At 29.3% G+C, this 13,079-nt stretch carries 13 protein-coding genes; 11 read left to right on the top strand and 2 right to left on the bottom strand.

The annotated features are described in order from the left end of the window. Window positions 1–274: 274 nt before the first annotated feature. The 10 genes from BHF71_RS07265 (at window position 275) to BHF71_RS07230 (ending at window position 10,683) form a co-directional block, all read left to right on the top strand. Entirely contained in the window at window positions 275–1,786 is a 1,512-nt protein-coding gene (locus BHF71_RS07265; RefSeq protein WP_069657005.1) for a DEAD/DEAH box helicase, read from the top strand. Between the two features lie 199 nt (window positions 1,787–1,985). Continuing rightward, window positions 1,986–2,840, top strand: coding sequence for a DUF3427 domain-containing protein (locus BHF71_RS07260; RefSeq protein ID WP_069657004.1), 855 nt, complete (start codon window positions 1,986–1,988; stop codon window positions 2,838–2,840). Between the two features lie 63 nt (window positions 2,841–2,903). After that, the gene (locus tag BHF71_RS12605; protein WP_425425399.1) at window positions 2,904–2,999 is read left to right on the top strand and encodes a putative holin-like toxin; all 96 of its coding nucleotides are present in this window, start codon (window positions 2,904–2,906) and stop codon (window positions 2,997–2,999) included. 46 nt (window positions 3,000–3,045) lie between these two features. Then, window positions 3,046–3,213, top strand: coding sequence for a nucleotidyltransferase substrate binding protein (locus BHF71_RS11595; protein WP_281179271.1), 168 nt, complete (start codon window positions 3,046–3,048; stop codon window positions 3,211–3,213). Next, a complete protein-coding gene (locus BHF71_RS07255) occupies window positions 3,210–3,503 on the top strand; it encodes a nucleotidyltransferase family protein (protein WP_069657003.1) in 294 nt (97 codons plus the stop codon). Before BHF71_RS11595 ends, BHF71_RS07255 begins: the two co-directional genes overlap by 4 nt. 443 nt (window positions 3,504–3,946) lie before the next feature. Further along, a complete protein-coding gene (locus BHF71_RS07250) occupies window positions 3,947–6,184 on the top strand; it encodes an McrB family protein (RefSeq protein ID WP_069657002.1) in 2,238 nt (745 codons plus the stop codon). Next, on the top strand, window positions 6,159–7,652 hold the full coding sequence (locus BHF71_RS07245) for a DUF2357 domain-containing protein (protein ID WP_069657001.1): 1,494 nt from the start codon (window positions 6,159–6,161) through the stop codon (window positions 7,650–7,652). The genes BHF71_RS07250 and BHF71_RS07245 overlap by 26 nt, the downstream gene beginning before the upstream one ends. A gap of 164 nt (window positions 7,653–7,816) precedes the next feature. Further along, window positions 7,817–8,746: a DNA adenine methylase gene (locus tag BHF71_RS07240; protein WP_245683841.1), complete on the top strand. Its 930-nt coding sequence runs from the start codon at window positions 7,817–7,819 to the stop codon at window positions 8,744–8,746. A gap of 11 nt (window positions 8,747–8,757) precedes the next feature. Further along, the gene (locus BHF71_RS07235) at window positions 8,758–9,681 is read left to right on the top strand and encodes a type II restriction endonuclease (protein ID WP_069657000.1); all 924 of its coding nucleotides are present in this window, start codon (window positions 8,758–8,760) and stop codon (window positions 9,679–9,681) included. A gap of 12 nt (window positions 9,682–9,693) precedes the next feature. Beyond that, window positions 9,694–10,683 (top strand): DNA methyltransferase, encoded by a 990-nt coding sequence (locus BHF71_RS07230; RefSeq protein ID WP_069656999.1) that lies wholly within the window; start codon window positions 9,694–9,696, stop codon window positions 10,681–10,683. Window positions 10,684–10,763: 80 nt separating this feature from the next. Here the strand turns inward: BHF71_RS07230 and BHF71_RS07225 are convergent, their stop codons facing one another. Further along, the gene (locus tag BHF71_RS07225; protein ID WP_069656998.1) at window positions 10,764–11,714 is read right to left on the bottom strand and encodes a hypothetical protein; all 951 of its coding nucleotides are present in this window, start codon (window positions 11,712–11,714) and stop codon (window positions 10,764–10,766) included. A gap of 180 nt (window positions 11,715–11,894) precedes the next feature. Next, a complete protein-coding gene (locus BHF71_RS07220) occupies window positions 11,895–12,653 on the bottom strand; it encodes a DNA methyltransferase (RefSeq protein ID WP_069656997.1) in 759 nt (252 codons plus the stop codon). A 268-nt stretch (window positions 12,654–12,921) separates the two neighbouring features. On the opposite strand from BHF71_RS07220, the gene BHF71_RS11590 reads away from it, so the two are divergent. Beyond that, the coding region (locus BHF71_RS11590) for a transposase (RefSeq protein ID WP_084024202.1) at window positions 12,922–13,079 on the top strand (158 nt) is incomplete at its 3' end.

Here is a 13,079-nt window from a genome sequence, read left to right as displayed (position 1 = left end):
CCACAATGAGGGCAAGTAAACTTAGCTCCTCGTTTAAAATTTAAATAAATATGAAGTTGTTCTTGTTCTTTATTAAATTCTTTATAACTAACAAACCATGGATCCTTTATATCTAATGCTTCTTGAAACATATCTAAATCTTCTTGAGTGTGTAACATTGACCATACCTCCAGTATTATTTTCATAGATTATTACCAGTATGGTCTATTAGATTTTTTTTAATCCAATATTATTTAGCGAGGAAGCAAAACTTAAGGTTATTACAACTTCCTATATGGGGGCTAGTGATTACAAAGCGATTAAGATACTTGCAGAGTTACCCAATACTGAAGTTAAAATATCCTTTGATCATAAACGAACCAGATTACATGCTAAGGCCTATTACTTTCATCGTGAAACCGGTTTTAGCACCGCTTACATCGGATCATCAAATATGTCTAACCCTGCTATGTCTAGTGGATTAGAGTGGAATGTTAAGATATCTGAATATACTTCACCAGAATTAGTTAATAAATATAGGGCATCCTTTGAAACCTACTGGCATGATGATGAATTTGTTTTGTTTGATCCTAAATCTGAAAAACAAAACATTCAATTAAAACGAGTGCTAGAAGAATCGAATCTACTAGAAAGAGAAGAAACTATTTTTTTCGATATTAGACCATATCCTTATCAACAAGAAATACTAGAAAAACTTGAAGTGGAAAGAGAAGTTCATGGATCTTACAAAAATCTAATCGTTGCAGCAACTGGTACAGGAAAGACTGTGATCTCTGCTTTTGACTTTAAAAAATATTATCAAAAACACCCAAACGCAAAATTCTTATTTTTAGCTCACAGAAAAGAAATATTAGAGCAAAGTTTAAAGACCTTTAGAGTAATTCTAAGGGATCAAAACTTTGGAGAACTTTGGGTGGGAGGAATGATCCCTAAAATAGGGAGTCAACTATTTGCTTCCATTCAGACTTTAAACCACAATCGAAAATACGAAAACTTTGTATCCGACTATTTTGACTATATTATCTTGGACGAAACTCATCATTCTAAAGCTGATTCATATGAGCGAATATTAAATCATTTTAAGCCTAAAATTCTATTAGGCTTAACAGCAACACCAGAAAGGATGGATAATAAGGACATCTTAGAATTTTTCAATAATAGAATTGCTGCTGAAATAAGACTTACAGAGGCTATTGATAAAAAACTTTTATCTCCGTTTCATTACTTTGCAGTCACTGACCCAGTTAGTCTCGAAAACTTAGAATGGCAAAAAGGAGGGTATTTACCTAGTCAGTTATCTAATCTTTATACAAAAAATGATCAAAGAGCACAGTTGATTATTGAATCTTTGGACAAATATATAACTAATATTGATAATGTGAAAGGTTTAGCTTTTTGTGTGAGTAAAGAACACGCAAAATATATGAGTGATTTCTTTAATAAGCACAATATTCCCTCTATTCACCTTGATTCAGATTCTTCTAAGGAAGAAAGGGATAATGCCCAATCTAAATTAGTAAAAGGGGAAATAAAATTTATTTTTATTGTAGATTTATATAATGAAGGTGTGGATATTCCAGAAGTTAATACAATACTTTTTCTTCGTCCAACAGAATCACAAACTATTTTCTTACAACAGTTAGGTCGAGGGTTGAGGCTATCAGATAATAAAGAAGTCCTTACTGTACTTGATTTTGTTGGTCAAGCGAACAGAAATTATGATTTTGGATTGAAATTTAGAGCATTGGTAGGAAAAACAAGAAGATCCATGAAAGAAAGAGGTTGAACTTGAGTTTCCAAATTTACCTAAGGGCTGCTTTATTCAACTAGAAAGAGTAGCAAAAGAATATATTTTAAACAATCTTAATTATTCTATGACAACTAAAAATAATCTAATAAGACTTTTAAAGAACTATAAGCAGCAAACAGATTTGCCCTTGACACTCAAGAATTTCATTAATCTTAATCAACTAGAGATTGGGCAATTGTATAAAGTAGGAAGTTTTTACGAACTAGGTTATAAAGCAAATGTTTTTAAAACGTATTTAGTTAAGGATCGTAAGGAATTAAATAATGCTTTATGGCGACTAGCAAACATTGATTCTAAAAAACTTTTGTATTTTGCCAAGGATTTTCTTAAGTTAGAGGATTATTCAACTGCATACTTAACTGAAGAACAAAAGCTCATGCTTAGCATGTTATATTATACATTTTGGGATAAAGAGCCGGAGGAAAGCTATGTCAAATCATTTGAAAGATTGAGGAAAAATAATTTATCAATTTATCGGGAGATTTTTGAAATTATTGACTATAAACTAAGTACTTTAAATACTATCACTAAAACAATCGATTTAGATTATGTAAGTCCCCTTGAGGTCCACGCAAGATATACTGTAGATCAAGTGCTTGCTTCATTCGGATTACATATCGAAAAGAAAAAAGTTCCATTTAGAGAAGGAGTTAAGTACATAGAAGAGAAAAAGACCGACATTTTCTTTATTACGTTGAATAAATCAGAGAAAGATTACTTAGAATCAACAATGTACGACGACTATGCAATTAATGATCACTTATTTCATTGGCAAACACAAAGCAGAACTTCAATTGAGTCACCAACAGGACAAAGATATATCAATCACCGAAAAACTGGGAATATAATATTGTTATTTGTAAGAGAAAATAAAAGGGAAAATACTAAAACAAGTCCCTATTACTTCTTAGGAAAAGCAAATTACGTCGAACATCAGGGCTCGAAACCTATTAATATCATTTGGAAACTAGAAGAAAAAATCCCGCAATTTATTATGCGGGAAACTCACATGAAAGCAGTTGTGGAATGATTTGATTGTCTTCTTAATAAATTATAAGAAAGTACGTTCCTATATTTCTCTTTATGGTATAATATGGTCAGGTATAATAGAACGGCTTACATCTATCAAACATTAACGCTTATGATTATGTTTGGAACGTTAATTGTTTTGATTATCAAATTAAAATAATCATATATTTATGGAAATTATAGTTAATAATATTGTAATTAAATAATTGATTGTAAATGGTGAAATATGGATCGACATGATTAATGACCGCAATCTTACATCACATACTTACAATGAAGAAACAGCTAAGTTAATTTACGAAAGAATAAAAAATAAATATATTAAATTATTTTTAGAACTCGAAATTAAGTTAGCAGGAGAATTAAAATTATGATGTATGGATTACATGAGAATATAATAGTACAGATAAAAAATGTATTATCAAAATATGAAGATATCAATAAGGCTGTTATATTTGGTTCCCGTGCACGTGGTGATTTCCGTTATAATTCAGATATTGATATTGTAATCTATGCGGAGGGGAAAGTTTCCTCACGTATATGGCTCGAGCTCGATGAAGCCGCAGGCATATATAAAATTGACATAGTTGATATGAATAGTCCAATTAATGAGGAATTGCGTAAGCGTATTGAGGAGCAAGGCATTGAGATTTATGCAAAATGATAAGGGAACACCAAATATGACATATAATGCAAATTTAATTGGATCGCTATGATTTTTGTAGCAATAAAAAAACACTTAAGATTGCAATAGTATTCGGCTTGTCTTTATTGTTTATCATTGGTGTTATAGTATATTTCTTAGCTAGGTAAAAATAACATCTTGTATATCATTTCCTACCGAAAGAGCTTATCGTTTTAAGATAAGTTTTTTTGTTTTTTTCACAATATTTCATCAATAAACATGTATTTTTCATTATATTCGACAAAATATTACATTTTACTCATAGAAAAAATGTTAAGATGAATTTAACTAGCTTATCAAGGAAGAATTGTTGGAGATATGGTTAGTGAAATTGAATATTTCAAGTCTCTTGATAAAGCATATGAAATATTAAAATATTATGATTGTGGGCCTAAAATAATCTTTAAAGGAGGGCTATAGCAATGATTGATATTAGCCGTTGGATTGAAATTTTTAATATTGAAGATCCATCCATTAGATGTCAAACTGTTCTAAATGAAATTCAACCGAAACTCCGTGAAATCTTTGATAGTTTTGTAGAGAAGTATAATGTGAATGGGGAAGTATTAAAATACAAGATTCATACATACGAAAGTACATTAGATACTAATAGATCAGATTCAAAAAATCCCAAATATAATAAAAATAAGAATAATTTTTGTAGAAAAGCTTTTGTTGGATTAACTTACGATATATATGACCGAGTTTCTATATTTAAAATTGAAGCTGATTCAAGAAGTAAGACGATAAAGATTGTTATGGATTTGGATTTTTATCCATTTTGGAGAGCAGTCCTTAATAAAACTAATGAAAAAGAACTGGATAATTTACTACGAAAATTGGACCCAGATATTGAAATTAAGCTTTCTGACGATGAAGAAACATTGATAAAAAACGAAGAATTTATAAAAAAAATTAATGAATACAAGGGACGAAAAACACCTTGGTTTAAATTTGGCCTATACTTACCATTCAAATCAGATATTAATGAAGAAGATTTAGTAGATCTAATGTGGGATACTTTTGTTAAATTAGAACCCCTGCGAAAATTTATTGAAAGGGATACAATTGAGCACTTGAATTCGTTAAAAGTAATTGATTTATTTAAAAATGATTCAACCCCTATATCACTAATAGTCTATGGACAAAAATACCAAGTAAATTTCGAGGAAGCTACTAAATCTTCTAATAAATTACACAAACAATCATTTTCGATATATGATAACGATCAATTAATCACTCAGGGGTGGTTAGAGTTATTTTTTCGTGAACCTCGAGAGTTACTAGGTGTGGTGATAAACGGGAGAGAATACATCTATATTCAATTAAGGAAATTACAAACCGAAACACAATACAAATTGAAATTTAAAAAGGCTTTTAGATTAAAAGGTAAGAACAACGAGAATAACGAAAATCAAACTTATCAGCTTAAATCTAACCAAATATTACTTGATCATGGTTTCCAGGTTGATGAAACGGGATTTTATGTAGGTACTTACGATAATAATTCTAAAACATTTTTAGAACCGATTGGTGAAATAAAACAGCGCTTAATTACAGCCTCTTTAATTTTTGCTGATGTCTTAGGGGCTTTTACTCTTCCCAAAAATGCTCCGGAAGCTAATAATAATCTCATTGATGATGAAGGTGAATTATCATTAGAAACTTATTCAAGCACCTTTGATTTTTCCTCCATTGAGAAAATAATTAGCGATAGTCAATTTACGTTCTCTTTGGATACATTACGAGATTTTCACTTAAACATGACTTGTTTAGTCGATAAGCATTTTGTAATACTGAGTGGAATATCAGGTACAGGAAAAACTCAATTATGTCGCTTATATGCAAATGCTGTATATGGATTAGATTATAGCGCAGACAATCCATATTTACGTATTATACCAGTTAGGCCGGATTGGATGGATTCGACAGCCTTATTTGGCTATTATAGTTCATTTGAAAAGCGTTATATGAGAACAGAATTTTTAGATATGCTAATCCAAGCAAACAAAGAGAAAGATAAGCCACATTTTATTGTGTTAGATGAATTAAATTTAGCTAGGGTAGAATATTATCTCAGTGATTATTTAAGCGCAGTAGAATCTCGAAAGCCTATTCATCTTCATAATCAAGATGATATAGAGGATATTCCTAAGACGATTGAAATACCACATAATTTTTATTTAATTGGAACGATCAATGTCGATGAGACTACCCACAGTATTTCTGATAAAGTATTAGACAGAGCATTTGTAATGACATTATCAGAAGTTGACTTTGAAAAATATTGGGAGAAGTTAGATAATAAATATAAAGACGGATTAAAAGAAGAGTGGGGAAGTTTAATAGATTTGCATCAAATACTATCAAAATATGAACTACATTTTGGCTACCGTACAATGAACGAGATATTACGAAAACTCTATAAGAATTTATTATTACCTGAAGATTTTCGTATGGAGCGAATAAAATCATTAGATAGGGTTATCTCAGAAAAGATATTACCAAAAATCCGGGGAGACGAAAAAATAATACCACTTATGGCTGAATTAGAAAGTTGGACAAAGGATACCATTGGTATGGATTCGATTACGTATAAAAATATAGTGCGAATGAGAGAGGAATTAGAAAGGTATGGAGCAACACAATTTTGGCGTTAATATTGAAGTATGGGACAATGAAACCTTATCATGGACTCCAATAGAAGATATGTATCTTAAAGAAGGCACCCAATATCGCTGGAGATCATCGATTAGAGGCGATTTTATATTACTAATGCAACAAATACCGATTATGATGACACGCACTTCTGAATGGTGGGAAGGGGTTTTAGATACTCCTTTTGAAAGTGGTATAGTAACTTTTACTATTTATCAGGGAAATGAAAGATTTGATATTGAACAGTATATTTATCCCGATTCACGTAAAATTACTAATGAGCAATATGAAGTCATGTTGCAAGATATATTATCTGAAGCCAAGGTATTATTTAAAACTGAAGGGCTTAAGAGAAATGTCTCAGCTTCCGGGAGAAAAAGAGAAGTTACTTGGCTTCAATGGAACTATATTGAACGCACGATGTCACAACTTAGAAATATATTTCTTAGAATAGAAGCCAATTCCTTGCGATTTCTAAATAAAAATCATGAATTACTAAAAAGGGAGCAAGTAAAAATTGTTAATAATCAATTGATATCATGGGTAGTTCGCCACGGTGAAGCATATGGTGGCAATCCAAATCGTTTTCCTGAGTATATGCTAGCAAATAGAAATATTGAGACATTTGATCTATATGAGAATAAAGTCATCTTGAGACAAGTAATTGAGCTAGAAACTATAATAAAAAAATTCTATGAATCTGAATATGAAGAATTTAAACCAATTGCTTCAAAATATCTAGACTGGTTATATAAATGGAGAAATGCTGAATTTTTAAAAGGGCTTTCTCCTTTTAAGGGAACTATTCGCATTTCTCAAGTTTTTCGCAAACATCCTTTGTATCGTGTATGGTATCAATGGTACCAAAAATTATATGAATTTAAGGATTTAAATTTTGATGTTCAATATAAAATACCTTTAAAAGAGACTCATCAGTTATATGAAGTGTGGGTATATATTCAAATTATCATCATTCTTAAAGAGTTAGGACTCATAGAAGACTCCTTTCGTATTTTAACTCAAGTAAAAGATACTTTCTTTTTAAAATTATCCGAAAATAAAAAAAGTACTATACAACTTAAAAATGGAGCAAAACTATCTTATCAAAGAAAATTTCAAAGTAATACTTATCCATTCAAAACATATACTCACGCTATGATCCCGGATATCGTGATAGAATACAATCAAAAAATATATATATTAGATCCTAAATACAGGATTCCAAGTAATTTATCGATTGCTTTAGGCGAAATGCACAAATACCGTGATGGGATTATTCATAGCGAAACAAATGAAAGGGTAGTAGAACAGGTATATATAGTTACTCCAAAAAGAAGCATCTTACCAGAAAATAAAGATTTTTTTACAGAAAAATACCGCGATTTTTATAAGATGGGAGCCTTTTCTTTATCACCAGGTGAGGATAATTGGGAATTAAAAGATTGGTTATCTAGTATATTTAATAGTTAAAGATATAGATTAATATCATTGACCTGACACTTTCACAGTCAATTTATATAGAAGGTAATATTTTTTCGTCTACTTGGACAAGTTTTTAAGATATAATAATATTAGTCTCAAAAAGATTTGTAGAAATGGTTTTTGATGAACTAACAAATATATTGAAGTAGCAGGTGATATTCTTGAAAGTTATTGAAAAAACAAAAATAAAACCTTTTGTTAAATGGGCTGGTGGAAAAGGTCAATTAATTCCGATTATTAGTAATCACTTGCCCATTGAGCTTGAAGAAAATAAAATTAAAAAATATATTGAACCTTTTATAGGGGGAGGAGCTGTCTTATTTTATTTTTTACAGAATTATCATTTTGAAGAAGTTATTATAAATGACTTGAATGAAGATTTAATAAATCTTTATAGAACGATAAAAAATGATGTAAATAAACTGATTGATGAACTTAGAAAACTATCCGATGAATATTTACCACTTGATGAGGAAAGTAGAAAGATTTATTACTATTTAATTAGAGAAAAATATAATAATAATTCTTTAGATATGCTAAGAAAATCAGCATATTTTATTTTTCTAAATAAAACTTGTTTTAATGGATTATATAGAGTTAATAAAAAAGGGGAATTTAATGTTCCACACGGCAAGTACAAGAATCCCCTAATTCTAGATGAAAATAATTTAATCAGTGTTTCACGGGCATTACAAAATGTACAAATACTTTCCGGTGACTTTGAAATTATAGAAAGTTATGTTGATGAAAATACTTTTGTTTATTTTGATCCACCGTACAGACCATTAAATACAACTTCAAGCTTCACATCATATCAAAAGAATGATTTTGATGATGATGAGCAAAGAAGATTAGCAGAATTTTATCATAGATTAAATGATAAAGGTGCAAAGTTAATGTTAAGTAATTCAGACCCAAAAAACACAGATGAAAACGATGAATTCTTTGAATTACTGTATAAATCAAGTGAAATTAAGGGTTCTGAAAATATTAATATTATAAGGGTAGAAGCATCAAGAAGTATAAACTCTAATGGAAATGGAAGAGGTAAGATTAAAGAATTATTAATATTAAATTACTAGAGGAGGTTGAAATGAAGTATTTATCAACTTATAAAAAATTGGGACTTCAGAATAGTGGGGAAGTTTTTGATTATTTTATGAAAAACTTAAAACATACTAACAGGACCTTTGACTTTTTTATAGATTGGAGTAGAGTTTTTCAAAATGTCGAAGATATTGAGGTTGAATTAAACATTTTAAACTATCTAATAGGAAAAGAGGACATAAATAATAATTTTAAAGATTTGCTAAAAAAATATCCAAATGTGGTTTCTGTTATTCCTATTTTAATTGCAGTTCGAGATGAGAACTTAGATGTATTAGTAGATTTTAAAGATGATGATTGGAAATATAAGAATTATTCTTTTAAAAGAAAAGAAAGTTATACAGATAAAGAAATTGAAGATATCGTAGAATTTTGCGATAAAATAGGTTTACTAGATATGTTTATTAATAAAAAAATTAAAAATATTGTAGACTACTGTATTGGATTAGAAGTTGGTATTGGAACTAACGGACGTAAAAACCGTGGCGGAAAGATAATGGAAGATATTATAGAGTGGTATGTGCAAGGAATTGCTGAAAAACTTGGATTTAAATATATAGCACAAGCTACGAAAACAAAAATCAAAAGAGAATGGAATATAAAACTTCCAGTAGATAAGTCATCTCGACAATACGATTTTGCTATCAAAAAAGATAATAAATTAGTGCTGATTGAAACCAACTTCTTTTCAGGTGGTGGTTCCAAATTAAAATCTGTTGCTGGAGAGTTTAAGGCATTAAATAGCTTTTTGAAGAAATATGATGTAATCGATAAATTCATTTGGATTACCGATGGTACTGGCTGGGGAACAGCACAACTTCCTCTAAAAGAAGCTTTTGAAAACAATGATTTCGTAATAAATACAAAAATGATTGTAGATGGTGCTCTAGAAGAAATTATTAAGTTATAGAGGTATAAGTAGATGACTAAAAAAATTAAATGTATTTATTGTAGTGAGAAATTGTACAAGAAAGAGTATATATATCATTTGGAAACAGAACACACATATCAGTATGAAGAGTTAATAAATCGTATAGTGGAGCTTAATAATGAAGGTTATACTATTAAAGAAATTGAAGAATATGTAAATTTGCCTGAAAAACATATTTATAACAAATTAGAAATCTTAAGGGAAGAGAAAGAAAAATATAATGTTAAAAAACCATTAAAAATAACAAACTGGGAGCCAAAAGATTTTGAATTAGAAGCCACAACTGTATGGAGTTTTCCTGATAGAGGAAAATGGGCTACACATAGTGGAAAGTATAGAGGAAACTGGTCACCGTATATTCCAAGAAATGTTATTCTAAGATATTCTCAGAAAAATGATGTAGTATTAGACCAATTTTTAGGTAGCGGTACTACCCTAATTGAAGCAAAATTACTAGAAAGAAAAGGAATAGGGGTAGACATAAACCCGGATGCTATAAAAATAGCAAAGGAAAATTTGAGATTTAAAAAAAATTATGAATATGAGCCAACAATTTATAATGCTGATGCTAGAAACTTAAACTTAATAAAGGATAATAGTATTGATTTAATTTGTACCCATCCTCCATATGCCAACATTATTAAATATAGTGAGGGAATAAAAGATGATTTATCTCATTTTGATATAGATGAGTTTATTGAAGAAATGGGAAAAGTCGCAAAAGAATCTTACAGGGTATTAAAAGAAGGTAAATATTGTGCAATATTGATTGGTGATACCAGAAGAAATAAACATATGGTTCCACTTGGATTCAAAGTCATGCAAGAATTCTTAAATGCAGGATTTTTATTGAAAGAAACTATTATCAAAGAACAGCATAACTGTAAAGCTACAGGTTTATGGTATAGAAGAAGTATAGAGTATAATTTCTTATTAATTGCTCATGAGTATTTGTTTGTGTTTAGAAAGCCTGAAGAGTAGGGTATCCTCGGAATTGTCCAGATTCTATAAAGATAGAGGAAACCCTATCTGTCTTCGAGTTAAAGTCGAAGAAAATGGAATTAACTATAAGAGCTACGCTGGATAGTATGAGTGTTGTTGGAATAATTATACAAATTAATGTTATTTTCAATTAGTGTTTCGTTTATTTCATTTACAGTTGACTCATATACCTCAAATGATTTTTCTAATAATAAAATATATTGGTCTACACTAATCTCTAGCATTCCGGGTTGAGAATACACTTCATGTAATATATTAATAATGGCAAAAGGTAATTTATTAATATAAATTTTTAAATTTAATTCTACAAGTTTCTCGAATACAAATACATGCGTATATTTTTTTCTATCATTTATCCATAATTGTGAATCTATTTCTAAATTATTCCTTTTACAATATTCTTCCCTGGTTTCAATGCTTTTTACGCGTGAAATATATAATTGAGTTAGTAACCACTTTGGATTAATATTCCCACCATTTATAGCATGTTGTTTATCAACTCCGTTGAATTTAACAAAAACTACTTTATCATTAACATCAATTTCATTTATTTGCGATCTATAAATTGGAGACCAAATTTTGGAACATTTAGCAGGAGGAATACTGTAATTCCCTTTTTTGTTTCTTTTATAATTTATACCATGAAAGTTCTCGCTTTGGGAAGTAAGCCATATTTTTGCTGGGGAATTTTTTTGTTTACTATTCAATTGTCTATGATAAAACCTATCAAAATTTTCACGAACAAAAGCTGAAAAGTCATTTTTGTCTATTTCAAATACATCTATAGGATATTCATTTGGAAAATCAGATGGTAAATTATCATGGTTTAACACGATTATGCAACCGTTATTGTTCATAAACTGTTCAAAGCGATCTTTTGTTTTTCTTTCATTATGATATTTAAAATCGCTCGTAACAAATTTTATTTCTGCTTGACGTTTTAACTTATTAATAACTATCTCATCTACGTCTGGAAAGTGTGTGTTTTTTATTTTTAAACTTGTTACCAAAAAAACTCTTTTTTTCTAAGCTCTTTACCATTTTTTACAACTTGTTTTAAAGACAAATTCCCATTGATGTAACGATTACTCATGTATTCATATATAATATGTTCGTGTATAAATGATTTGGACATGCTACCACCCATTGTGTATCATGTCCAAAAAATAGAATATTATTCAAAAAATTTTTTATACTTTTTTAAAAATACTTATGTACTCATGAACTTTATTTACTCTAAAAACATATGGATAGCCTAAAGGTTTAAGATTATTGTATTCTTTTTTTCTATCCCAGATAATATAGTCTTCTAAGCTATAACCTATATTTACCATCATTTTCGTTATATCAATATGATATGGATAAAAATTTGATTTTTTGCGGATGTCTTGAATAATGATTACACAATGTTTATTTGGTTTCATTAATTTGTGAATTTTTTTAAAAATGATATGTATTTTTGAGAGGAACAATTCATAATCCGTTATATTACTTAGGTCATCTTTATTGTTTCCGTAATTAATAATACTTTTGTTATCTGCAGTTCTTTTTCTATTTAGGATATTCCAATAAGGTGGTGAAGTAATGCAAAAATCTATTTGTTCTTCATGAAGAAATTTATCAATATCTAAACTGGATTGATTAAAAATCATATATAAGTCATTATCAAAATTTATTAATCGTTTTTTTATTATATTTATATAATCCTTATTTATTTCAAAACCGATACTTTTTCTATTTAATTGTGCTGCAGCAAGTATAGTACTTCCAATTCCTACAAAAGGGTCTAGTATAGTGTCACCAGGTTCAGTATAGATGCGAATCAATTTAGAAGCAATACTAATTGGAAAGGAAGCAGGATGTTTGAATTTTTTTTCCTCTTTTGTTTTAGAATCATCCCAAATACTTATTGACAATTTCAACCATTCTCCTCCATCTTTAATAGACATTGAACCACCCCTTTAATACAACTTATTTGGGATGGGTTGTCCGAAATTACAAAAAATAAATAAAAATCGTTCAGAAAATATAAACGATTTTCGCTTATTCAGAATATTTCATCCATTCGACAATATTCAGCAAATTTTTCTAGAATAGGATGATAAAATGTAAATAGTTTATTTACATCAGCTTGTAGACAAAGTCTTTATTTAGACAAATCTACAAGCTTTTTTTGTATAATAGATATTGTAATAAATATCTTGTGAGGGGAGAAATATGTTAACAAAGCGTAAGGAAGATGTGAGAACTCAAGTTGAATTAGTATCAATAGAGGATCTGGTACCAGAGGATCATTTGGTTAGGAAAATAGATCAAGCAATTGACTTTAGCTTTATATACGATTTGGTTAAAGATACCTATTCTTTAGATAACGG

Origin of the sequence: Vulcanibacillus modesticaldus (assembly GCF_001730235.1) — a bacterium.
Taxonomy (GTDB): Bacteria; Bacillota; Bacilli; order Tepidibacillales; family Tepidibacillaceae; genus Vulcanibacillus; species Vulcanibacillus modesticaldus.
This window is presented reverse-complemented; position numbering and strand designations above follow the sequence as displayed.

Coding starts and splice junctions, on each gene's coding strand:
- BHF71_RS07265 (WP_069657005.1), top strand. CDS start 275: ATGGGGGCTAGTGATTACAAAGCGATTAAGATACTTGCAGAGTTACCC.
- BHF71_RS12605 (WP_425425399.1), top strand. CDS start 2,904: ATGGTCAGGTATAATAGAACGGCTTACATCTATCAAACATTAACGCTT.
- BHF71_RS07255 (WP_069657003.1), top strand. CDS start 3,210: ATGATGTATGGATTACATGAGAATATAATAGTACAGATAAAAAATGTA.
- BHF71_RS07250 (WP_069657002.1), top strand. CDS start 3,947: ATGATTGATATTAGCCGTTGGATTGAAATTTTTAATATTGAAGATCCA.
- BHF71_RS07245 (WP_069657001.1), top strand. CDS start 6,159: ATGGAGCAACACAATTTTGGCGTTAATATTGAAGTATGGGACAATGAA.
- BHF71_RS07235 (WP_069657000.1), top strand. CDS start 8,758: ATGAAGTATTTATCAACTTATAAAAAATTGGGACTTCAGAATAGTGGG.
- BHF71_RS07230 (WP_069656999.1), top strand. CDS start 9,694: ATGACTAAAAAAATTAAATGTATTTATTGTAGTGAGAAATTGTACAAG.
- BHF71_RS07220 (WP_069656997.1), bottom strand. CDS start 12,653: ATGTCTATTAAAGATGGAGGAGAATGGTTGAAATTGTCAATAAGTATT.